At 61.4% G+C, this 23,921-nt stretch carries 16 protein-coding genes and 3 pseudogenes; 13 read left to right on the top strand and 6 right to left on the bottom strand.

From position 1 onward, the window contains the following. Positions 1-41: 41 nt before the first annotated feature. The 8 genes and pseudogenes from ACSV9I_RS09385 (at position 42) to atzF (ending at position 9,853) form a co-directional block, all read left to right on the top strand. On the top strand, positions 42-1,115 hold the full coding sequence (locus tag ACSV9I_RS09385; protein WP_438328581.1) for a putative urea ABC transporter substrate-binding protein: 1,074 nt from the start codon (positions 42-44) through the stop codon (positions 1,113-1,115). Positions 1,116-1,185: 70 nt separating this feature from the next. Further along, positions 1,186-2,004 (top strand): ABC transporter permease, encoded by an 819-nt coding sequence (locus tag ACSV9I_RS09390; RefSeq protein WP_438328583.1) that lies wholly within the window; start codon positions 1,186-1,188, stop codon positions 2,002-2,004. Beyond that, a pseudogene (locus tag ACSV9I_RS09395) lies at positions 2,001-2,823 on the top strand (ABC transporter ATP-binding protein); the annotation flags it as partial. The gene ACSV9I_RS09390 and the pseudogene ACSV9I_RS09395, both read left to right, overlap by 4 nt. A gap of 4 nt (positions 2,824-2,827) precedes the next feature. Continuing rightward, positions 2,828-3,655, top strand: coding sequence for an urea amidolyase associated protein UAAP1 (locus ACSV9I_RS09400; RefSeq protein ID WP_438328585.1), 828 nt, complete (start codon positions 2,828-2,830; stop codon positions 3,653-3,655). A 14-nt stretch (positions 3,656-3,669) separates the two neighbouring features. Then, positions 3,670-4,323: an urea amidolyase associated protein UAAP2 gene (locus ACSV9I_RS09405; protein WP_438328586.1), complete on the top strand. Its 654-nt coding sequence runs from the start codon at positions 3,670-3,672 to the stop codon at positions 4,321-4,323. After that, positions 4,323-6,648, top strand: a pseudogene (locus ACSV9I_RS09410) (5-oxoprolinase/urea amidolyase family protein); the annotation flags it as partial. The gene ACSV9I_RS09405 and the pseudogene ACSV9I_RS09410, both read left to right, overlap by 1 nt. Positions 6,649-6,794: 146 nt before the next feature. Next, positions 6,795-8,045, top strand: a pseudogene (locus ACSV9I_RS09415) (carboxyltransferase domain-containing protein); the annotation flags it as partial. Then, a complete protein-coding gene (atzF, locus tag ACSV9I_RS09420) occupies positions 8,045-9,853 on the top strand; it encodes an allophanate hydrolase (protein WP_438328588.1) in 1,809 nt (602 codons plus the stop codon). The pseudogene ACSV9I_RS09415 and the gene atzF, both read left to right, overlap by 1 nt. A gap of 536 nt (positions 9,854-10,389) precedes the next feature. On the opposite strand, the gene ACSV9I_RS09425 is transcribed toward atzF, so the two are convergent. Then, entirely contained in the window at positions 10,390-11,298 is a 909-nt protein-coding gene (locus ACSV9I_RS09425; protein WP_438328589.1) for a LysR family transcriptional regulator, read from the bottom strand. Between the two features lie 111 nt (positions 11,299-11,409). Here ACSV9I_RS09425 and ACSV9I_RS09430 point away from each other — a divergent pair, with 111 nt between their 5' ends. The 5 genes from ACSV9I_RS09430 (at position 11,410) to ACSV9I_RS09450 (ending at position 16,684) form a co-directional block, all read left to right on the top strand. Next, positions 11,410-11,832 carry an organic hydroperoxide resistance protein gene (locus ACSV9I_RS09430; RefSeq protein WP_438328590.1) on the top strand — a complete coding sequence of 141 codons (423 nt, stop codon included), beginning with the start codon at positions 11,410-11,412 and terminating at the stop codon, positions 11,830-11,832. Positions 11,833-11,845: 13 nt separating this feature from the next. Further along, on the top strand, positions 11,846-13,264 hold the full coding sequence (locus tag ACSV9I_RS09435; RefSeq protein ID WP_438328591.1) for a coniferyl aldehyde dehydrogenase: 1,419 nt from the start codon (positions 11,846-11,848) through the stop codon (positions 13,262-13,264). 51 nt (positions 13,265-13,315) lie between these two features. Next, positions 13,316-13,993, top strand: a complete 678-nt coding sequence (locus ACSV9I_RS09440) for a type 1 glutamine amidotransferase domain-containing protein (RefSeq protein WP_438328592.1) — start codon at positions 13,316-13,318, stop codon at positions 13,991-13,993. 371 nt (positions 13,994-14,364) lie between these two features. After that, a complete protein-coding gene (locus tag ACSV9I_RS09445) occupies positions 14,365-15,654 on the top strand; it encodes an NAD(P)/FAD-dependent oxidoreductase (protein WP_438328594.1) in 1,290 nt (429 codons plus the stop codon). 106 nt (positions 15,655-15,760) lie between these two features. Continuing rightward, the gene (locus tag ACSV9I_RS09450; protein ID WP_438328596.1) at positions 15,761-16,684 is read left to right on the top strand and encodes an alpha/beta hydrolase; all 924 of its coding nucleotides are present in this window, start codon (positions 15,761-15,763) and stop codon (positions 16,682-16,684) included. Positions 16,685-16,755: 71 nt separating this feature from the next. On the opposite strand, the gene ACSV9I_RS09455 is transcribed toward ACSV9I_RS09450, so the two are convergent. The 5 genes from ACSV9I_RS09455 to ACSV9I_RS09475 are packed head-to-tail and all read right to left on the bottom strand — an operon-like array spanning position 16,756 to position 23,908. Further along, positions 16,756-18,765 (bottom strand): CocE/NonD family hydrolase, encoded by a 2,010-nt coding sequence (locus tag ACSV9I_RS09455; RefSeq protein WP_438328597.1) that lies wholly within the window; start codon positions 18,763-18,765, stop codon positions 16,756-16,758. After that, entirely contained in the window at positions 18,762-20,393 is a 1,632-nt protein-coding gene (locus ACSV9I_RS09460) for an ABC transporter ATP-binding protein (protein ID WP_438328598.1), read from the bottom strand. Before ACSV9I_RS09460 ends, ACSV9I_RS09455 begins: the two co-directional genes overlap by 4 nt. Next, positions 20,386-21,213, bottom strand: coding sequence for an ABC transporter permease (locus ACSV9I_RS09465; protein ID WP_438328599.1), 828 nt, complete (start codon positions 21,211-21,213; stop codon positions 20,386-20,388). The genes ACSV9I_RS09460 and ACSV9I_RS09465 overlap by 8 nt, the downstream gene beginning before the upstream one ends. After that, positions 21,210-22,319, bottom strand: coding sequence for an ABC transporter permease (locus ACSV9I_RS09470; protein WP_054159400.1), 1,110 nt, complete (start codon positions 22,317-22,319; stop codon positions 21,210-21,212). Before ACSV9I_RS09470 ends, ACSV9I_RS09465 begins: the two co-directional genes overlap by 4 nt. Continuing rightward, the gene (locus tag ACSV9I_RS09475) at positions 22,319-23,908 is read right to left on the bottom strand and encodes an ABC transporter substrate-binding protein (protein WP_438328600.1); all 1,590 of its coding nucleotides are present in this window, start codon (positions 23,906-23,908) and stop codon (positions 22,319-22,321) included. Before ACSV9I_RS09475 ends, ACSV9I_RS09470 begins: the two co-directional genes overlap by 1 nt. Between the last annotated feature and the right edge of the window lie 13 nt (positions 23,909-23,921).

Below are 23,921 nucleotides of genomic sequence, written 5' to 3' on the forward strand. Positions count from 1 at the left end.
TTCGCCATTCCCTTTTTGAAAAGCGCAAAAGGGGAATGCTCATGATGAACTTCAAAAAAACCATCTCTGCAATTGCGGCAGCGACGCTGGTCGTTGCGGGGATCTGCTCATCTGCGGAAGCTGCACAAAAGAAAGACTTCAAAGTTGCGTGGTCGATCTATGTCGGCTGGATGCCCTGGGGCTATGCCAATGACACCGGCATCGTGAAGAAATGGGCTGATAAATACGGCATCAACATCGAAGTCACGCAGTTCAACGACTACGTAGAGTCGATGAACCAGTACACCGCTGGTGCCTTCGATGCGGTGACGCTGACTAACATGGACGGCCTGTCGATCCCCGCCGCCGGTGGCGTCGACACGACTGCCGTCATCGTCGGCGATTTTTCGAACGGCAACGACGCCCTCATCCTGAAGGAAAAGGACAAGCTCGAGGATGTGAAGGGCCAGAACGTCAATCTCGTCGAGTTCTCGGTCTCCCATTATCTGCTGGCCCGTGCGCTCGAAAGCATCGGCTCGTCCGAGCGGGACGTAAAGGTGGTCAACACCTCTGACGCCGACATGGTCGCTGCCTATCAGACCCCGGATGTGAACGCCGTCGTGACCTGGAACCCGCTTGTCTCTTCCATCCTGGAGGACGCCTCGGCCAAGAAGGTTTTCGACAGCTCGCAGATCCCGGGAGAGATCATCGACCTGATGGTCGCCAACACCGATGTGCTCAAGGACAATCCGGACTTCGGAAAGGCGCTGGCCGGCATCTGGTACGAGACCATGGCGGTCATGACTGCGCAGACGGACGAGGGTAAGGCAGCGCGTACAGCGATGGGCACTGCCTCCGGCACCGATTTGGCAGGCTTTGAAGCGCAGATGGCGGCGACAAAGCTGTTCGACAAGCCGGCTGATGCAGTTGCCTTTACGGCTTCTCCGAACCTGTCCAAGACCATGGATCTGGTCCGCAACTTCCTGTTTGAAAAGGGCCTGCTTGGAAGCGGTGCGCCTTCCGCCGATGTCATCGGGATTGAACTGGTCGACGGCTCGGTGCTTGGCGACAAGGAAAACGTCAAATTCCGCTTCACCACGACGTACATGGACGCGGCTGCCAAGGGTGCGCTCTGAGCGTTGATCACCGCCCGGAGGATAATGTCTTCCGGGCGGCTGCTGCCTCCCTGAAACCCTGGAGTGGTCGATGCGCTGGATCAATGCTCATCCCGGAAATGGCGCGCGCCTGACGCTGGTGCTTCTGCCTTTCGTGCTGGTGCTTGGCGCCTACATGATCGGTTCGGCCGAGCGGCTCGCGGAAAACCCGAATGACAAGTTGTTGCCCGGTTTTGCCGCCCTGTGGGAAGGCATAAGCCGCATGGCCTTTACGGCTGACGTCAGAACTGGCGAATACCTGCTCTGGTCGGATACCTGGGCGAGCCTAGGGCGCCTCTTTGCCGGGCTTGGCATCGCCACCGCGATCGCGCTGCTTCTCGGCCTTGTCATCGGTATCCTGCCCTATGCACGGGCAACTCTGTCTCCCTTCGTCGGTGCGATCTCCATGGTCCCGCCGCTGGCGCTGCTGCCGATCCTCTTCATCGTCATGGGGCTCGGTGAGGCGTCGAAAATTGCGCTGATCGTCATCGGTGTCGCCCCGATCATGATCCGTGATCTGGCGCTGACTGCGACATCGCTTCCGCGCGAGATGATTGTCAAAGCGGAGACCCTGTCGGCCTCGTCCTGGCAGATCGCATTGCGTGTGGTGCTGCCGCAGATCCTGCCGCGCCTGATCACCACGCTCCGCCTGCAGCTCGGCCCCGCCTGGCTCTTCCTGATCGCAGCCGAAGCGATCTCTTCCGACAGCGGCCTCGGATACCGCATCTTCCTCGTCCGCCGCTATCTGTCGATGGATGTCATCTTCCCATACGTTCTCTGGATCACGCTGCTCGCAATCCTCACCGACATCCTGCTCGATCGCCTGCGCATCGCGGTCTTCCCCTGGTCCGAACTGGAGAAGGGCAAATGAGCGCGCTTTCCATCAAGAACCTCTGGAAGGAATATGGCGACCAGATCGTGCTCGAAAACGTTTCGATCGAGATCGAATCCAGAGCCTTCGTCGCGCTGGTCGGCCCTTCCGGTTGCGGCAAGTCCACCTTCCTGCGCCTGCTGCTCGGCCAGGAGCGTCAGACCAAGGGTGAGATCGTGCTCGATGGTGTGGCCTTGCCGAAGGAGCCAGGGTCCGATCGCGGCGTCGTCTTCCAGCGCTACTCCGTGTTTCCGCATCTGACCGTGCTCGGCAATGTCATGCTCGGCAAGGAGTTGAAAGCCTCGCGTTTCGCCGCCCGCCTGTTCGGCGCTGCGAAGCGCGCGGTCGAGGACGAGGCACGCGTGATGATCGCGGCCGTTGGGCTTGCCGGTTCCGAGGACAAGTATCCGGCCCAGCTCTCCGGCGGCATGCAGCAGCGACTGGCGCTCGCCCAGGCGCTGATCATGCGGCCCAAGGTTCTGCTGCTCGACGAACCCTTCGGCGCGCTCGATCCCGGCATTCGGGCTGAAATCCACACGCTGATGAAGACGCTCTGGCACGAGGCGCCAATGACCGTCGTCATGGTCACCCATGACATGCGCGAGGCCTTCACGCTGGCTACCCGCGTCGTTGCCTTCGAGCGTCCCCGCGACCGCCCGGAGGAAAAGCTGCGCTACGGCGCGACGATCACCCGCGACATCGCCATCTGGCCGCCCCGCAAGGCGGGCGAGGCTTCCCTCTTTCGCCCCGACCGGGACGGCCCGGTCTCTTCACAGGGTCAATAGCCGGGACGACCCGGCCAACGAAACTACTGGAGATGACAATGCATATCCGACGCTCCCCCGAAGAGATCGCCGCCAACCGGGCGCGCTACGAAGAGCATCAGAAGAAGGGGCTGGAATTCGCACCGAAGGCGCTGCCGGCCAAGAGCGCAAAGCCCGCGCCCGCCATTGATGCCGATAAGATCGTGCACCAGGAAAAGCTGCCCGGCGGCTGGTACTGGTGGACCCGCGTTAAGGCCAACGAGACGCTGCGCATCGCGCTCGACGAAGGCTTCTCGACCGTATCGGTCGTTGCCTGGAATGCCGAAGACCCGAGCGAGCGCATGAACCTGCCTGATACCGTCAAGGTTCAGTGGACCACAGGGCTTGGAAAGGGACGTGTCATCTTCTCCGACATGGGCAAGGTCATGTTCTCGATCACCGAGGACAGCTCCGGCGCCCATGACGTGCTGATGGGCGGCTCGACAGCCTCCTCCAACGCGAAGAAATATGCCGGACAAAACGGCCCGGCGCTGCGAAACACCCGCGACAACTTCGTGCTGATTGCCACCAAATCAGGTCTCGACAAGCGCGACATTCCGGCAGCGCTTGCCCTTTTCGCACCCGTCCGTGTCGATGCGGATGGCAAATTCGAGTGGAAACCGGATCTCGTTTCCGAAGGCGACTATGTCGATCTGCGTGCCGAGATGGACATGATCGTCGGCTTCTCGAATTGCCCGCATCCGCTCGATCCAAACCCGGTCTACGCCCCCAATCCCGTCAGCATCACCCGCATCGCCGCAATCGAGCCGGCGGCGGATGATCTGTGCCGGACCGCGACTGCAGAAGCCATCCGTGGTTTTGAAAACAACGCTTTTGCGGCCCTGTGAGAGGAGAGGCGACCATGACCAGTTTCATCCAGACCTCTCCCGCCCGCACGCTCGCCAACACCGCGCAGGATCATTACATCGCCGCCGAAGCGCCCTTCTCGACCTTCATCAAAAAGGGCCAGGTGGTGCGCATCGAGGACACCTACGGCCAGCAGGCCGTCGATACGCTCTTCTACAACGCCCATGATTTCTCCGAGCGCTATTCGAGCCAGGACACCATGCGCGAGCAGGGGGCGGCCTACATCTCCACCGGCACCAAGGTGATCTCCAACGAAGGTCGGGTGATGCTGACGGTGACGGCCGACAGCTGCGGCCGCCACGACACCTCTGCCGGCGCCTGCTCCTGCGAGAGCAACACAGTCCGCTTCGGCCATTACACAAAATACCTGCATGCCTGCCGCGACAACTTCGTCATCGAGGTTTCCAAACATGGCATGAGCAAGCGCGACGTCGTGCCGAACATCAACTTCTTCATGAATGTGCCGATCGAACCCTCAGGCGAAATGACCATCGTCGACGGCATTTCCGCCCCCGGCGACTATGTCGAGCTGAGGGCGGAGATGGACGTGTTGCTCGTCATTTCCAATTGCCCGCAGATCAACAACCCCTGCAATGGCTTCGATCCCACGCCGATCCGGGTGCTCGTCTGGGACGACGAGGCGGCCTGATGTTCAAAAAAGTTCTGATTGCCAATCGCGGCGAAATCGCCGTGCGCGTCATCAAGACGCTTCGAAAGATGGGGATCGCAAGCGTTGCGGTCTATTCCGATGCCGACCGCTTTTCGAAAGCCGTGCTGATGGCCGACGAGGCGGTGCGCCTCGGCCCCGCACCCGCCAGCGAAAGCTACCTGAACGTCGACGCCGTCATCGCCGCCTGCCGTCAGGCGGGTGCTGAAGCCGTGCATCCCGGCTACGGTTTTCTCTCGGAGAACATTGGCTTTGCCGAACGACTGAAGGCGGAAGGCATCACTTTTATCGGCCCCACGCCGGACAACATTTCCGCCTTCGGCCTGAAACACACAGCCCGCGAACTGGCCAAAGCGAGCGGCGTGCCGCTCTTGCCCGGCTCCGGCCTGCTAGACAGCCGGGAAGAGGCGCTCTCCGCAGGGGAGCAGATCGGCTATCCGGTGATGCTGAAATCCACCGCCGGCGGCGGCGGTATCGGCATGCAGCTCTGCGACAGTGCGGAGGCGCTTGCCGCAGCCTTCGACACGGTGCAACGAACGGCAAAATCCAGTTTCGGCGACGCCCGCGTCTATCTCGAACGCTTCGTATCCAAGGCCCGCCATGTCGAGGTGCAGATCTTCGGCGACGGCAATGGCAGGGTGATTGCGCTCGGTGAACGCGACTGCTCGCTGCAGCGGCGAAACCAGAAGGTGATCGAGGAAACGCCGGCCCCGGGTCTTACCGATGCCGTGCGCCAGCGCCTGCATGCGGCGGCCGTGTCGCTCGGTAGCCAAGTGGCGTATGCCTCCGCCGGCACGGTCGAGTTCATCTATGATCCCGCCCGCGAGGAGTTCTACTTCCTAGAGGTGAACACCCGACTGCAGGTCGAGCATCCGGTGACGGAAGCCGTCTTCGGTGTGGATCTGGTCGAATGGATGATCCGTCAGGCAGCCGGCGAAGATGTACTGACGGGCAAGGATAACCTCGTGCCGAAGGGTGCGGCGATCGAGGCGCGCGTCTATGCCGAAATGCCCCATGCCGGCTTCCGCCCAAGTGCCGGCCTGCTGACGGAAGTTGTCTTCCCCGAGGGCGTCCGTGTCGACGGCTGGGTGGAAACGGGAACTGAAGTTACGCCTTTCTATGATCCCATGCTCGCCAAGGTGATTGTCTCAGGCGCGGATCGCGAGACTGCCATTACGGCGCTCTCCTCCGCGCTGGAAAAAACCTCGCTTGCCGGCATTGAGACCAATCTCGAATACCTGAAGGCCATCGCCGCCTCCGACCTGTTCCGCAGCGGCGATGTCGCGACCACGGCCTTGAAGGACTTCGCCTTCGTGCCCGATGTCGTCGAGGTGATCGCCCCCGGCGCGCAGTCGAGCCTCCAGGAGCTGCCGGGCCGTCTAGGTCTCTGGCATGTCGGCGTCCCGCCATCGGGTCCGATGGACGAACGCTCCTTCCGCCATGCCAACCGGCTGCTCGGCAACCACGATCATACGGCGGCCCTGGAACTGACCGTCTCCGGGCCGGTGCTGAAATTCTTCTCCGATACGGTGATCGCGCTCGCCGGCGCGGTCATGCCGATGAAGCTCGATGGCCTCGAGCTGCCCCATAACCAGGCGGTCGAGGTCAAGGCCGGCCAGACGCTGGCCATCGGCAGCATCACCGGTGCCGGCCAGCGCGCCTATCTGGCGGTCTCCGGCGGCTTCGATGCGCCCCTGGTCATGGGCTCCCGCGCCACCTTTGGCCTCGGCCAGTTCGGCGGCAATGCCACCGGCACTTTGCGGGCGGGACACATCCTGCGATTGGCGCGCCGGAACCAGACCGATGTCCTGCCGGCAACCAAGCCTGCAGAGCTGACCCGCGAATGGTCCGTCGGCGTGCTCTACGGTCCGCATGGCGCGCCTGACTTCTTCCTCGAAGAGGATATCGAGACGCTGTTCTCGACGCCTTACGAGGTGCATTTCAACTCTGCGCGCACGGGTGTGCGGCTTATGGGTCCGGCCCCCAAATGGGCCCGCACCGATGGCGGCGAGGCGGGGCTTCACCCGTCGAACCTGCATGACAATGCCTATGCGATTGGCGCGATCGACTTTACCGGCGACATGCCGATCATCCTCGGCCCCGACGGCCCAAGCCTGGGCGGCTTCGTCTGCCCTGCGGTGATTGCCCGCGACGAGCAGTGGAAGATGGGCCAGTTCAAGCCGGGAGATAGAATCCGGTTTCATGCGGTGACGCGGGAGGAGGATGGTGTCCTTTCCGCAGGTTCCGTCCCCGGTTTACCCCCCTCTGTCCTGCCGGACATCTCCCCCACAAGGGGGGAGAGCGGGGAGGCCGCCGTCTCGCCTGCCGCTTCGGTTGAGTTGGAGGCAAGCGCATCTGCAGTATCGGGCGAGGCCGGCGTTGTGCCAGTCTCCCCCCTTGTGGGGGAGATGCCCGGCAGGGCAGAGGGGGGTATGGCTCGGCACTCCGCCATCGGCTCCCCCATCCTGGCCTCCAACGATACCGGCCCCATCCCCGTCGTCTACCGCCGCCAAGGCGATGACAACCTCTTGGTCGAATACGGCCCGATGCAGCTCGATATCGGCATTCGCATGCGCGTCCATCTTCTGATGCAGGCGGTGAAGGAGGCAAAACTTCAGGGCCTGATCGATCTGACGCCTGGCATCCGTTCGCTGCAGATCCATTATGACAGCACCACGCTGTCGCGCTTGAAACTCTTGGGCGCACTCGCCGAGATCGAGAAGAGCCTGCCTCCGGTCTCCGCCGTCAAGGTGCCGAGCCGGACCGTATGGCTGCCGCTCTCCTGGAACGATCCGGACGCGGAACTGGCCATGCGCAAGTATCAGGAACTCGTCCGCCCGAACGCCCCCTGGTGCCCCTCCAACATCGAGTTCATCCGCCGCATCAATGGGCTCCCCGATGAGCAGGCGGTGAAGGACACGATCTTCAACGCCTCCTATCTCGTGATGGGCCTCGGCGATGTCTATCTCGGCGCCCCGGTCGCCACCCCCATCGACCCCCGCCACCGGCTGGTGACGACGAAGTACAATCCGGCCCGCACCTGGACGCCTGAAAACGCCGTCGGCATCGGCGGCGCCTATATGTGCATCTATGGCATGGAAGGGCCGGGCGGCTATCAGCTCTTCGGCCGCACGATCCAGGTGTGGAACACCTGGCGGCAGACGGATGTCTTTGCCAAGGACAAGCCCTGGCTGCTCGATTTCTTCGACCAGATCCGCTTCTTCCCCGTGAGCCACGAAGAACTGACAGAGGCCCGCGCCGCATTCCCGCATGGCGGTTATCCGATCCGGATCGACGAGGGCACCTTCTCCTATGCCGATTACGAGGCGGAGATGGCCCGCAATGCAGACAGCATCGGCGCCTTCAAGCAGGGACAGCAGGCGGCCTTCGAGGCCGAGCGAAAGCGCTGGAAGGACGAGGGGCTCGACTCGTTCCAGGTCGATGACGGCGCGGGCGCAAGCCTCGGCGGCGATATACCCGAAGGCTGCTTCGGGGTGGAAAGTGCCGTGCCCGGCAATGTCTGGAAACTGCTGGTCGAGGAAGGCCAGTCCGTGCAGGCAGGCGACACGCTTGCCATCATCGAGTCGATGAAGATGGAAATTATCGTCACCGCCCATGCCCCCGGCACAGTCCGGGACCTGCGTGCCGGGCCGGGTCGCAACGTCAAGGCCGGCGATGTCCTGGTCATCTTGGAGGATCTGTAATGCTGCCGACTATTCTCGATCTCGCTTCGCTGAAGTCCGCCTATGCCAGTGGGCTCACCCCGCTCGATCTCGTCGAGGAGGTGATCGCCCGCCGCAAGGCCTCCGACGATCCGGCGGTCTTCATCACGCAGACGCCGGATGAGGACTTGCGGGCAGCCGCAAAGGCCCTGATGGCGCGCGCGCCGGAGCCGAACAGTCTGCCGCTCTGGGGCGTGCCCTTCGCCGTCAAGGACAATATCGACGTCTCCGGCCTGCCGACCACCGCAGCCTGCCCGGCCTTCGCCTACCAGCCTGAGAAGGACGCCACGGTCGTTGCGAGACTGAAGGCTGCGGGGGCCATCGTCATCGGCAAGACCAATCTCGACCAGTTTGCGACGGGCCTGAACGGCACACGGTCTCCTTATGGTGCTCCGCGCTCCGTCTTCGACAAGGCCTATGTCTCCGGCGGCTCCTCGTCCGGCTCGGCCGTCACGGTTGCGGCCGGCCTCGCAAGCTTTGCGCTCGGCACCGATACCGCCGGTTCCGGCCGCGTGCCCGCCGCCTTCAACAACCTCGTCGGCATCAAGCCGACGCCCGGCCTCGTACCGAATGTCGGCGTCGTGCCGGCCTGCCGCAGTGTTGATGTCGTCACGGTCTTTGCCGCAACCGTTGGCGATGGTGTCGCGATCCGCAAGGTCATGGATGGCTATGACGCCGGTGATCCCTATTCCCGCAAGGCGTCGCCAGTGGCCCTGCCGGGTTCAGGCCTGCGCATCGGTGTGCTCGAAGGAGCCGAGCGCGAGTTCTTCGGAAACAAAGCCGTTGAAGCCCTCTACGATCAGGCCATCGAACGGGCGAAATCACTCGGGGCCACCATCGTTCCCTTCGACTACGCGCCGTTCCGGCAGGCCGCCGAACTGCTTTACAATGGGCCCTGGGTGGCTGAGCGTCTCGCAGCGGTGAAGGAGTTCATCGGCACCAATGCCGAGGATTTCGATCCGACCGTGCGCACCATCATCGAGGGCGCCAGGGGTTACGACGCGGTCGCGGCTTTCGAGGGCCAGTACAAGCTCGGCCATCTCCGCCAGAAGGCACTTGTCGAATGGGAGAAGCTCGACGTCCTGATGCTGCCGACCTCGCCCACGACCTATACGGTCGAGGCGATGCTCGCAGACCCGATCGTCAATAACAGCCATTTCGGCCGCTACACAAACTTCGCCAATCTCTTCGGTTATGCGGCCATCGCCGTGCCCGGCGGCTTCGGCTCGGATGGTCTCCCGAGCGGCGTGACCTTCTTCGGCCCCTCCTTCTCCGACGATGCGCTGGCGCCCTTTGCCGATGCCATGCACCGCGCCGCTCAGTCCGGCATGGGCAAGGACAAGACTGCAGCCCTGCCGGAAGCCTCGAAGGTTGCCGAGCCCGACGATGGCCTCGTCACGATCATGGTCGTCGGCGCGCATCTGACCGGCATGCCGCTGAACCACGAACTGACTGGCCCCGGCGGCAAGCTGGTGAAGACTTGCCGCACCGCCGGCGACTACCGCCTCTTCGTCCTGCCCAACACCACGCCGCCCAAGCCAGGCCTGATCCGCGAGCCGGGCTTCGAAGGTAAGGGGCTCGAGGTCGAAGTCTGGAAAGTAACGCCATCAGCCTTCGGCCGCTTCGTCCAGAACATCCCCGCACCGCTCGGCATCGGCAAGGTCACGCTCGATGACGGCGCCCAAGTCTCGGGCTTCCTCTGCGAGCCCTATGCCATCCAAGGCGCGCGGGAAGTCACGGATCTCGGCGGCTGGCGCGCCTATGTATCGGCGGAAAGGAGCCAAAAATGAAAAAGAGAGTTTTTCAAACTCTACAGAATTTTTTGCAGCTATTCGTTGAATGCCTAGAGGCGCGCAGTGCTATTCGTGGATTTGGGCGAGAAAAATTCTTCAGAAGGCATCGTTGAGTGCTCATCGCAATTTTTCTGCGATCGCTCCAACATTCCTTCGCCTTGAATGTTCTCAAGACAAATCGTCTCTGACGCCGTCCAAATATCGCGATGACGCCTCGTTCTCTTCTCAGGGAACGCGGCTCTCTGTAAACGAAGGGACTTGCCGCAATTGCGAGCATTTGCCTGTCGACCCAGGGGGCGGGAAAGCAGTGGCGTTCAAACGTTAGAAGCGGGACAGAGCCGATAGCTTGACCGTGCCGGATGCGGCGAACCTGGTTTGGTCCATGGCCTTCATGACAGATCGTTCGGAAGACGGCAGGGAATACCGGCTACGAATGGTCAGGACAACATCCTCACCCCGGTCAGTGGAGGGTGCCTTGGCAGCCCGGCAATAACAGGATCAAGAATGCCATCCCGATTCTGTTTCGTGCCGGGCTATATGGCCTTCTCTTGAGAAGACTGCTCCTGAAGTCCTCTCAGTAGGATTTGGCGCGCATGCGCAACTCGAGGATGGCGCAGAATCGTTGGAAGCCAGACCAGCCAGTAGGTATTTGTTGTTGCGCGTCGGGGAGGCGGAATGACGTGAAGCCTTCCTTCCGCGACGGCGTCCTGACACAGATATTTCGGCAAAATCGACCATCCCATTCCGCCGAGCAGCAAGTTGCGCAGGACGCGCAAATCGGGGCTTGTAACGGATGGAGACGCTTGAACGTCCTCAAGACCATTGCCTGCAAGCCAGACATCGATCAATGGCAGGTCCAGGCTGTAGGATAGCAACGCCTCGCTCCGTATCCCCTCCGACAGGCTTGGGTTGGCCTTTATCCGCTCCGCTACGGCTGGAGCGGCCACGGCGACCACGGGTTCCTCCCGGATCAATTCCGTGCGCAGGCGCGTGTCGGTTATGGGATAGGCGGAAATTCCAAGGTCGAAGTGGCCCTCGATCAACATCTGCTGCAGCATGTCGCGATGAGCGGGCTGCAAGCGGATGCGTATTCCGGCATCCACCAGTTTTGGAAGGTGCAAGGTCAGCACTTCCGCCATGAAATCAGCATGACCGATGATGCGGATCGCTCCGACGAGTTCCGTAGATCGCGCTCGTGCTTTCGCCAGCGCCTGTTCCGACAGGTCCAGATGATCAGCAAGGTCGGCTGCGAGTTCTTCTGCAGTGATTGTCGGGATGACCCCCCGTGCGCCGCGCTCGAACAACTTGCGACCCAGTGCCACTTCCAGTCCCGCAATATGCTGGGAGACATTCGATTGCGTCAGGTTGAGGCTGCGCGCTGCGGCGGAGAGCGATCGCAGGCGATACACTTCAACAAAGCTTCTGAGACGGATGAGCGACATCACATAGCCATCATATTTTTGATGGCAGAAAGCAAGCGTCTTGTGAGCCCGGGCGAACGGAAGAGTGTAGACAAAAGTTCAGACGGTTGATGCTTCCAAGGAGTTTTCACGATGCTGACAAAAACGCTCTACTCCACCTCTGCCACAGCGACCGGTGGTCGTGACGGTCGAGCCCGCACGGCGGATGGTTCGCTGAATGTGTGGCTAGACATGCCTGTCGAACTGGGCGGCAAGGGGCATGGCAACAATCCCGAGCAACTCTTCGCCGCGGGCTATTCGGCCTGCTTCCTGTCCGCAATGAAAAACGTGGCCGCTTCGCAGAAGATCACTCTTGCTGCCGAAACGGCGGTTACGGCTGTTGTTGGTATCGGCCCGCGGGCGGCAGGCGGTTTCGGTATTTCGGCTGCCCTCACCATCGACATTCCCGGCATGGACCGGGAGGCCGCACAGGCGCTTGTCGAAGCGGCTCATTCCGTCTGCCCCTATTCCAATGCGTTGCGTGGCAATGTCGATGTCGCATTGAACCTGGCTTGAGGAGTTGTGAACAATGTCAGATATCAAAACAGAGCTGTCGGGTATCCTGCAATCCATGAAGCGGGCGCATCTCGCCCAAGGTCCGGCCAGTCCAGAGACGCGGCGTGACCGTCTGGAACGTGCGGCTCGACTGCTGATCGACAATCGCGAGGCGCTGGCCCGTGCCATCAGCGCCGACTTCGGAAATCGCGCGATCTATCACACCCTCGCCGCCGATATCGCCACCACCGCAGCCGGTCTGCGCTATAGCGCCGGAGGCCTTGAAAAATGGATGGCGCGTGAGCTTGTCACTCGTCCTGAGGACGATGTGCAGGCCTGGATCGAGCCGCAGCCGCTTGGCGTGGTCGGCATTGTTTCGCCCTGGAATTTCCCGCTCAACCTTGCCTTCGCGCCCTTGGCTGGCGTCTTTGCAGCCGGAAACACGGCATTGATCAAACCGTCGGAGTTTACGCCGCGCACCGCTGATCTGCTCGCAGAACTCGTCGGCGCTAGCTTTGACGCCGATGAACTGGGTGTGGTCATCGGTGGGCCGGACGTGGCGAGTGCCTTCACTTCGCTGCCTTTTGATCACCTTGTATTCACAGGCAGCACCCAGGTTGGCAAGATCGTGATGCGCGCGGCAGCCGAGAACCTTACTCCTGTAACCCTGGAGTTGGGTGGCAAGTGCCCCGTGGTCATCGAGCATGGCTTTGATATCGCGACGGCGGCTGAACGCACGCTGACGGTTAAGACCTTCAATGCCGGACAGATCTGTTTAGCGCCGGATTATGTGATGCTGTCTGCCGCTGACCTGGATGCATTCGTTGCCAGCGCCCGCGCTTTCGTGGCACGCGCTTTCCCGACCATCCAGGCCAATCCCGATTACACTTCGGTAATTGCTCCACGTCACTACGACAGACTGATGACGCTGATTGCGGATGCTGAAGTAAAAGGCGCGACCGCCATTCCGCTTGCTGCAGAAGGTGAGCCATTCCATTGCGCCGACGGCCGTAAAATTGCGCCCGTCTTGCTGGTGGGGGTGAATGAAACGATGCGCGTGATGCAGGAGGAGATATTTGGCCCGCTTCTGCCAATCATGACAGTCGCCTCGCTTGATGCGGCCATCGACCGCATCAATGCGCATGACCGACCGCTCGCCGCTTATCTGTTCAGCGACGATCAACAGTCTCGCGACCGATTTGCCCAGAGCGTCACGTCCGGTGCGCTGGTGATCAACGACATCATGCTGCATGCCAGCATTGATACCTTGCCATTCGGCGGCGTGGGGGCCTCGGGAACTGGCGCCTATCATGGTGTACATGGCTTCCGGCGCTTCAGCCATTTTCGTCCAGTCGTGGTGCAGGGGGCAAGCGGCGCAAGCGGCGCTCGGCTGCGCGCGCCTTATGCCGAAAAGCAAACGGCACTGGAAAAAGCTCTGGCCGGCCAAGCCTGACACCGAGCACCTATGAAATCAACGATCTCAAATCTAGATGGAGTAAATAGCATGAAAGTACTGATGGTTCTGACCAGCCATGACACGCTCGGCAACACTGGAAAGAAGACCGGCTTTTGGCTGGAAGAGTTCGCCGCACCTTATTACACCTTCCTGGATGCGGGTGCCGACATCACCGTCGCATCCCCGGCGGGCGGGCAGCCGCCGCTCGATCCAAAGAGCGATCTGCCTGATTTCCAGACCGAATTGACGCATCGCTTCAAGGCAGATGCAGCCGCACAGGCCGTTCTTGCCAATACCATTAAGCTTGATGGCCTGCGTCAGGACGATTTCGATACCGTCTTCTATCCAGGCGGCCATGGCCCATTGTGGGATCTGGCGGAAAGCCAGGCATCGATCAACCTCATTCAGAGCTTCGAGCGGGCTGGCAAACCCATCGGCTTTGTCTGTCACGCGCCAGGTGTACTCAAGAATGTCAAAGCGGCCAACGGCGATCCGATCGTCAAGGGACGTACCGTAACCGGCTTTACGAATAGCGAGGAAGCCGCCGTCGAACTGACCGATGTCGTGCCGTTTCTGATCGAGGACACCTTCATCGCCCAGGGCGCCGATTATCGCAAGGGTCCCGACTGGGCGCCGTTCGTGCTCGAAGACGGCAAACTCGTAACCGGGCAGAACCCGGCGAGCAGTGAAGGTGTCGCCAAGGCGCTGATTGCTCAACTGCGTTAACCGTTCTGAGTGCGCGGTGGAAACACCGCGCACCTCTGGCTGCCAATGGGAAACTCCCATGGCCAAATCCGTGACACCGGCCTGCAGAACACATTGAATGATGTGATCGACCAGTCGTGGGTAGCCCTCATCTAGCAGCCACGTCACAACCCGCCAGCGGCTTGGGTGTGGGAGGCTGGCGGCATCCATGCAGGAGCATATTGCCGAAAAGCCTGAACCCATTGCGGCACTGCAGAGGCGGTTACTCGATCTCAACGGTGCAATGAACTCCCATCGACGCCGACATCTGCCGTCGAACACCGAAAATCTTGACAATCGTAAATACGAATATTAGTATATATGATGAAAATTAGATTTGGAGGAGGATCGAGATGGTTACGGTTGTCGTGTTGGGGGCAGGGCTAGGTGGGACGATCATGGCATACGAGCTTCGAGATCGTGTACCGGCGGAGACCGAGGTCGTACTGGTCAACAAAGGCTCAATCTATTCCTTCGTGCCGTCCAATCCCTGGGTCGCAGTTGGCTGGCGGGAGCGAGAGGATGTTGAAGTCGATCTCCATTCCGCCTGCGCACGGCGCAAGATCACGCTGATGCCGCAGGGAGCAGAGCGTGTCCATCCGAACGAGAACCGGATCAGCCTGCTCGATGGCAGTTCGATTGCCTATGACTATCTGGTCATCGCGACAGGGCCCGATCTGGCTTTCGACGAGATCCCGGGCTTCGGCCCTGATGGCCACACCCACTCCGTCTGCCATATCGATCATGCTCTGATGACCCGTGAGGCGTTTCGCAGGCTGGTTGACAACCCGGGGCCTGTCGTCATCGGTGCCGTGCAAGGCGCCTCGTGTTTCGGTCCGGCCTATGAGTTTGCCTTTATCCTCGACAAGGCGTTGCGCGATGCAAAGGTGCGGGACAAGGTGCCCATGACCTTTGTCACCTCCGAACCCTATATCGGGCATCTGGGGCTCGATGGTGTCGGCGATACGAAGGGGCTTCTGGAAAGCGCGCTGCGCAACCGCCACATCAAGTGGATCACCAGCGCCCGCGTTTCGCAATTCACTGATGAAGGCGTCACGGCCGAGGAGATCAGTGAAGACGGCAGCGTCAAGGCAATACATCAGGTGCCGTCGACTTTCACGATGATGCTTCCGGCCTTTCGTGGCGTTGCAGCTGTGCGCGACATCGAGGGTCTTACAAATCCCAGAGGCTTCATCCTTGCCGACAAGCATCAGCAGAATCCGAGGTTCTCGAATGTCTTTTCGGTCGGTGTTGGCGTTGCGATACCCCCGATGGGCAAAACGCCGGTCCCTGTCGGCGTGCCAAAGACGGGCTTCATGATCGAATCCATGGTGACGGCGACTGCCCACAATATTGCGCGCCTGATGGAGGGCAAGGCGCCCAATGCGCAAGGCACCTGGAACGCCGTATGCCTGGCTGATTTCGGCGACGGGGGAATTGCATTCGTGGCCCAGCCGCAGATCCCGCCGCGCAATGTGAACTGGTCCTCGTCCGGCAAATGGGTTCATGCCGCCAAGATCGGCTTCGAGAAGTACTTCCTCTACAAGGTCAAACTCGGCAAGTCGGAGCCATTCTACGAAAAGCTCGCGCTTCAGGCGCTCGGGATCGACAAGCTGAAATCCATCTCGCTTGATGCAGGCTGATGTAACCGAATGGGTCGGCCTTGCCGCGGCAAGGCCGTTTCCCGCCGTTTTGTAGTGACGCGGAGCGGTCACTCGGTGTTAGCTTCCCATCAAAGGGAGCCTGACCATGACGCTTGAACAGATCAGCCCAATGCCAACGGAGCCGGGCATTCTCGCATTTCACCAGCGCTGCGAGAGTTTCTATCCGCCCGATGCCGTGGATGCCTCGATTGCCGAGCAGCGGCAGTGGTATGATGCGCTCTGTGCCGAATTCTCACCGCCTCTGCCAGAAGGCCTCGTCCGCCAGGATGCGCTGGTGGCGGGCCGCATCCCGGTCCGGCATTATCGGCCAAGCGTGGTCGAGACACCCGTCCGCATCCTCTATATCCATGGCGGTGGCTTCGTTGTCGGTTCCCTCGACAGCCATGACGCCTTCTGCGCGGAGCTGGCTGATGGTGCCAAGGCGGAACTGGTTGCGGTTGATTACCGGCTGGCACCGGAGCATGTCTGGCCGGCAGCCTTTGAGGATTGCCGGGATGTTCTTTCAGCGCTGCTCGCGGACGGGCGCGAGGTGGTGGTGGCCGGCGATAGCGCTGGCGGGAACCTCGCCGCCGGTATCACGCTTGAGGCATCTTTGGCGGCGCGGCGCGGCATTGTTGGTCAGGCGCTGATCTACCCGGCCCTTGGCGGCGATCTCATCAGTGGCTCCTATCTGGAGATGGCCAACGTGCCCGGGCTTTCCACCGCCGATGTTGCCTATTATCGAGATGTACTCCAGGCACCTGATGACGATCCGGTTGCCTATCCATTGTCGGCGCCGGATCTGTCCGGCTTGCCACCAACCTATATCTCGGCGGCCTTCTTCGACCCGTTGCGAGACGATTCCAGACATTATGCCGCGCGCCTGGCGTTGGCCGGCGTGGATGTCACCTTCCGCGAAGAAGGCCAGATGATCCATGCTTGGCTTCGGGCGCGGCATATGAGCCCGGGCGCCGCAGAGGGGTTCCGCCATCTCGTCCAAGCTTTGTCAAAGCTCGTTGGCACCGTCTGACCGTCGAGGAGGCCGGCGGGTGGCTCAATCCCGCCGGATGGTGTGTAGCGACATCGCGTTTGACGGCATGTTTACATCAGGTCGCGCGGGATCCGCTTGGCAAAACGCTTCTCGAATATCGTCTCGTCGCCTTCAAATGCCTGAACGCTTGCTTGCGTGATCCACGCATCAGCGGTGCACGACAGGCTCGCGGTGGAGACCGTCGTCACCGAACGACCATGGCCTTGCGCCCTGCATGTCCATGTTGACGTTCCGGTCATGGACAATGGGTCATTCGCGGCGATCGACCAGACCTCGTCGCGGATATCCTGCGTCGCATTGCCAGTTTGCGGATGTTCAATCAGCCCGGTGTCCTCGTAGATGCGATAGTGAGTGAGGCCACGGGTCATGTCGCGCTCGACGCTCCGGCGGGTGATGGACGGCGAGTGCTGCTCGTACTGTGGCAGGGGATCGGGATTTGCCGGTTCCGGCAGGTCGATCTCCTGATGGTCGCCGAGGCGTGGAAGGGCGAGCGTCAGCGATGCGGTATCGATGGTGAGGCCCGGATTTTCAGGCGATGGCAGCACCATTGGCCAGTAGGCCGTGGAAAGCGCAAGCCGGATGCGATGACCTTTGCCGAACCTGTAGCCGCAGGCATCGAGCCTGAGAGAGATCTCCGTCATGAGGCCTGGGACCATGGGAGAGGGCTGCGCATTGCCGTTCCGATGGCTGAGGTTCAGCACGCCGAAGGCAACGCGGGTGGCAGTTCCGTCCGGATGGATATCGACGATCCGGGCGATGAGATTGGCAGTCGGGGCGTCACAGGAGAGAGTGAGCCGCAGTTCGGGCTGGCCCAGATAATCTTCAGGTTCGGACAGGACAACACTGTCGAAGACCAGTGATCCGGCATCGTCGATGCGCTGGTCTCCGGCCATCTCGGCATCCGGTTTCAGGGTGAAGTATTCGCCGGATGCCGTGCCGGTATCGAGCGGCGAGCGGAGATAGACCTCGCCGACGCCGACGCCGACCGGATTGGTCGAGACGGGAGCAAGCTGTCCGTTGCCGGATATGCGAAGCTCGTTCATCTCCGGCGTCGACCAAGTCTGCTTGGCAATCCACCGGCCAGGGTCGCGATCGCGCCTCAGCGCCGGCTTCGGCCCATCGAGAATATAGGCGCGCATCTGGGGGAGGTGTTCGGCATCATTGTCTTCGTCACGCAGCCAGCGGTTCCACCAGGCAATTGCCTCGCCATGAAAGTCCGCCCGTGGTTTCGGCCAGGCGAAATGCGGGTATTTATGCACCCAGGGTCCGATCATCGCCTTGGCCTTTTGCCCGAGACCTTCGAGCGCCTTGATCGGCGTGTTACGATAACCGTCGGCCCAGCCGGCGATTACGAGGGCCGGAACGGGAAGTCCGTCGAAGTCCTCGCAGATCGATCCGTGGCGCCAGAAGCTGTCGCGGCGCTGATGCTCGAGCCATTCTTCGAGAAAGAAGGGTTCGTTCTCCAGCCGCTCAAGCCACATCTCCTTCCAGCGGTCCCCGACCAGTTGCGGATCGGGCGAGCGGGACTGGTAGGCGAGCATGGTCGCGGCCCAGGACAATTGAGCCGACAGGTGGCAGCCGTTCTTGTAGTGGATATCGTCATTATAGCGATCGACGGTCGAGGCAATCGAGATGACCGCCTTGAGCGCCGGTGGTTTCAAGGCCGCAATCTGCAGGCAATTGAAGCCGCCCCAGGAAATACCCATCATGCCGACCCTGCCGTTTGACCAGGGGCGGCTTGCGATCCAGTCGATGATTTCCAAACCATCGGAGAGTTCGCGCGGCGTGTATTCGCCGTCGATGACGCCGTCGGATTCACCAGAGCCGCGAATATCGACGCGGACGCCGACAATGCCGGCAGCGGCGAAGGCCGGATAGGTGGATTCGTCTCGGGGTGCGGTACCATCGCGCTTGCGATAGGGGAGATATTCAAGCACTGCCGGGCAAGGGGCCTGTTCGGCGCCGTCGGGCATCCAGATGCGGGCTGCCAGGCGCGTGCCATCCTTCAGCGTGATCCACTCGTTTTCGATGACGGTGTGTGTGTGGTTCGAATGGCTCAATGACCTGCCCCTTCCATTCGGCGCGTGGCAAGCACGCTTTCCAGCCAGCCGATCTTCATTTCCGGCACGGATTTCAGCAGGAGGTCGGTGTAGTCGTCGAAGGGGGGCGACAGGACTTGCGTCTTGGGGCCGAACCGGACAAGGCGACCCCGGTTCATGACGGCGACGGAATCGGCAATTGCACGGACAATGGCAATGTCGTGGGTGATGAACATGTATGAGACCTGTGTTTCGGCCTGCAGCTTCAAGAGCAGTTTCAGAATGCCCTCGGCCACCAGCGGATCGAGAGCGGAGGTTGGTTCGTCACAGAGGATGATGTCCGGCCGGGCGGCGAGAGCGCGTGCGATGGCAACACGCTGTTTCTGGCCTCCCGACAATTCTGCGGGATACCGATCGGCAAACCCGCTGCCCATTTCTATCTGCTCCAGAAGTTCGTTGACGCGCGCCGTCTTCTGTTTGCCGCGCAAGCCGTCATAAAAGGTGAGCGGGCGGCCGATGATGTCACGCACTGTCTGGCGCGGGTTCATCGCCGTGTCAGCCATCTGGTAGATCATCTGGATGCGACGCAACTGGTCCTTTGTGCGGTCTTTGAGTGCCCTGGGCAGAAGTTTTCCATCAAAGCCGATGTCACCTGTGAGCGGTGGCAGAAGACCGGTGATGACCCGTGCCAGGGTCGACTTGCCGGAACCGGATTCGCCAACCACCGCAAGCGTCTGTCCCTTGGGCAGATGGAGCGTCACATCGCGCAGCACCTTGAAGCCGTTGGAATAGCCGGCCGTAACGTTCTTGACGGTGAGCAGCGTGTCCGATTGGTCGGCTGCTTCTTCCCGCTTGGTGCTGCGGACATTGACCAAGGCACGCGTATAGTCTTCCCGAGGTGCCTCGATGATCTGCTGAGCCGGCCCGTATTCCACCATCTTGCCGTGCCGGAGCACCAGAATGTCATCGGTGATCTGTGCGACGACGGCAAGATCATGGGTGATGTAGAGCGCTGCCGTCTTGGTCTCTTCGATTGCATGCTTGATCGCCGCCAGCACATCAATCTGGGTCGTCACGTCAAGCGCCGTGGTTGGTTCGTCGAAGACGATCAGTTCCGGGTTTGGGCAGAGCGCCATCGCTGTCATCGCCCGCTGCAACTGGCCGCCTGAGACTTGGTGCGGATAGCGCTGCCCAAAATTTTCCGGGTCGGGCAGGCCGAGTACGGTGAACAGGTACTGGGCGCGCTTTTCAGCGTCTGCTCGCGACATCAGGCCGTGCTTCAGCGAGGCTTCGATCACTTGCTCACCAAGCCGATGGGCGGGATTGAAGGCCGCTGCCGCAGATTGGGCGACATAGCAGACTTTGCAGCCGCGGATCTGGCGAATGCCGGAGGAGCTGAGCGTCAGCAGATCTTCGCCGTTCAGCCTGACTTCGCCACCGGTGATACGGACCCCGCCACGACCATAGGCAAGTGCCGTCAGGCCGATCGTCGATTTTCCGGCACCGGATTCGCCGATCAGCCCGAGGACCTTGCCCTTGGCAACGTCGAAGCTGACGCCTTCGACCAGCGTTACCGTTTTGGGTGGCTCGCCCGGTGGGTAGCTCGTCGCCTCGATCTTCAGGTTCCTGACGGACAGAAGTTCATGCATCGCCGCGTCCTCCCTTGAGGCTGGATGTTCGCTTCATCAGCCAGTCGACCACCAGGTTGACGCAGACGGCGAGGGTTGCGATCGCCGTGCCCGGAATAAGAGCGGCCGATATGCCGAAGATGATGCCGTCTTTATTGTCTTTCACCATGCCGCCCCAGTCGGCGGCCGGCGGCTGGATGCCGAGGCCGAGGAAGGAAAGGGTGGAGAGAAACAGGATCGAGAAGGCAAAGCGCAGGCCGAATTCGGCAAGCAGCGGCGACAGCGTATTGGGCAGGATTTCCTTGAAGATGATCCAGAGCGGACCTTCGCCGCGCAGGCGCGCCGCCTCGACGAATTCCATCACCGCGACGTCGAGCGCCACGGCACGGCCGATGCGGAAGACGCGGGTGGAATCCAGCACGGCCATGACCAGGATCAGGATCCAGAGTTGCTGCGGAAGCACGGCGAGCACGACCAGCGCAAAGATCAGTGTGGGGATGGCCATCATCAGATCGTTGAAGCGGGAAAAGATCTGATCGATCAGTCCCCCCCGAACCGCTGCCGTAAAGCTCAGCAGCATGCCGAGTGCAAACGAAATGGCCGTTGCGGCGAGTGCGACGAAGATCGTCGTGCGCGCCCCGTAGATCAGGCGCGAGAGGAGGTCGCGCCCGAGATTGTCCGTGCCGAGCAGGAAGTCGCCGCCGGCCGGAAGCCAGACGTCACCGACAATCTCACGCTCGCCGAAGGGTGCGATCCATGGGGCGAATAGGGCGCAGATGAGGGCAATGACGATGCCGGCGAGGCCGATCCAGGCGCTCAAGGGGATGGATTTCAGCGTCATCGCGGGTGCCTCAGTCTCGGATTGGCCAGAATGCCGATGATATCGGCGGCCATGTTGAGGAAGATGTAGAAAGCCGCGAAGATCAGACCGCAGGCTTGCACGACGGGCATGTCGCGCACCGTCACGGCGTCCACCATATACTGGCCCATGCCGGGATAGACGAAGACGACCTCGACCACGACGACACCGACGACGAGATAGGCAAGGTTGAGCGCCACAACATTGACCACGGGTGCGACGGCATTGGGGGCCGCATGCCGAGCGATCACGCGGAAGGTGCCAAGACCCTTCAGCTCCGCCGTTTCGATATAGGCCGAGGACATCACGTTGAGGATGGCGGCCCGCGTCATGCGCATCATGTGGGCGAGCACCACAAGAACGAGGGTCGCAACGGGAAGCGCGATGGCGGACAGGCGCTCGGTCAGCGACATACCGTCATAGACGGTGGACGGGAAGGTCGCGACACCGAGATCGATGGCGAAGACCATGATCAGCAGATAGCCGATGAAGAATTCCGGCAGGGAGATCGCGGCCAGCGAGATCACGTTGATGATCTTGTCTGGCAGCCGGTTGCGGAACTGCACCGCGACCATGCCGAGCGCGATTGCGAGCGGCACCGAGACAAGGGCCGCGAAGAAGGCGAGGAACAGAGAATTGCCGAGTCTGCGGCCTATCTGTTCGCCGACCGATTGCTTGCTTGCCCAGGACGTACCGAAGTCTCCCTGGACCGCGCCACTCAGCCAGCTGACGTAGCGTTCCGACCATGGGCGATCGAGGCCGAGATCCTTGCGAATGTTCTCGACGGCCTGCGGGGTAGCGGATTGCCCGAGATAGGTCGTGGCAAAGTCGCCGGGGAGTGCTTCGACGCCGCCGAAGATCATCAGCGAGACAGCAAACAACAGCCCGACGCTCAGGCCAAGGCGCTGCAGGATCAGCGCCAGGAGGGGGCGGCGAAAGGCGAAGTGTCGCCAGAAGGTGCCGCCGATTTCGCCTGCGTCTTCGAGGGGCCCAAGCGTTGCGGGCAATCCGGAAACGGCAGGGGTCCGCGCTTGCGGCGCGGCCCCATCCGTCGTGTCCGGACCTTGGTTCGGTCCGTGCTCCGTCATCAGGCTTCCAGCCAGACCCGGGTTGCGACATAGCCGTTCGACATGTCGTTGCCGATGTCGTGTATGTAGCCCTTCACCTGCTTGGAGGCCGCGTTCACGAAGTCGTTGAACATCGGCAGGATCAGCCCGCCTTCGTCCCGCACCATCATGGCCATGGTACGATACATGTCCTTGCGTTTGGCTTCGTCGAGTTCAGAGCGGGCTTCCAGCAGGATCTTGTCGAAATCCGGACGCAGGAAGCGGGTATCGTTCCAGTCTGCACTCGAGAGATAGGCCGTCGAATACATCTGGTCCTGCGTCGGGCGGCCGCCCCAGTAGGAGGTGGAGAAAGGCTGGACGTTCCAGACATTCGACCAGTAGCCATCGCCCGGTTCGCGCTTGACCTCGATCTCGATGCCGGCCTTCTTGGCACTTTCCTGATAGAGGACAGCGGCATCGACGGCGCCGGGGAATGCGACTTCCGAGGTGCGCAGCAACACCGAGCCAGAATGGCCTGATTTCTTGAAGTGGAAGGCTGCCTTGTCCGGATCATAGGCGCGCTGTTCGATGCCTTCGGGGAAGAGGGCGTAGGTGTTGTTGATCGGGAAGTCGTTGCCCACCTTGCCGTAGCCGCCGAGCACGCGCTCGACCATGGTTTCCCGGTCCATCGCATATTTCAGCGCCAGACGCAGATCGGCGTTGTCGAAGGGGCCTGTGTTGCAATGCATGATGAAGACATAGTGACCGCGCCCGGAGGTGCTCAGGATCTCGACATTGGGCGAACGCTTCAGCATCGAGACCGTCTTCGGATCGATGCGGTTGACATAGTGGACCTGACCCGAGGCGAGGGCTGCGATACGGGCCGTCGCGTCATTCATGTTGATGATCTCGATGGAGTCAACATAACCACGGTCCGTGCGCCAGTCGTCAGCATTGCGCTCGAAGGTCGCGCGCACACCCGGCTCGAAGCTCATCATCTTGTAGGGGCCGGTGCCGATCGAGGCGAGCGGGTCGTCATAACCGCCATTCGGCTGGATGACGAGGTGGTAGTCGGTGAGGAGCAGCGGCAGGTCGGCATTGCCCTCGGTCAGCACGAGGACGAGGTTGCCACCGTCAGCCTTGATTTCCTTGATCGACTTCATGACGCCCAGCGCGCCCGATTCTGACTTCTCGTCGGTATGGCGCTGAAGGGTCTTCACAACGTCCTCAACCGTCAGCTCCTTGCCGTCGTGGAACTTGACGCCCTTGCGGATCTTGAAGGTCCAGGTCGCGGCATCGGCCGAAGGCTCCCAGGATTCAGCCAGGGCTGGCACCGGCTGGCCGGTCAGCGGCTCGGATTCCACCAGCATGTCGCCCCAGCAGCGACCGATGCAGAACATTACCTGGGACAGAAACTTCGCCGGGTCCTTGCTATCGGTAGCCGAGCCACCTTCGAGGCCGAGCTTCAGATGGCCGCCGCGTTTCGGCTCCTGTGCCGCAGCGCTGGTCGCAAACAAGGTGCCTGCGGTCGATGCCGCAAGACCAAGCGCTGCCGCGCGGCCGAGAAACTCGCGTCTGTTCATTGCGCCCAGCATGACCTGGCGTGCGAGATAGTCCTTGTAATCGCTCATTCCACTGTTCCCT

It is taken from the genome of Rhizobium sp. G187 (assembly GCF_051549525.1).
GTDB lineage: Bacteria > Pseudomonadota > Alphaproteobacteria > Rhizobiales > Rhizobiaceae > Allorhizobium.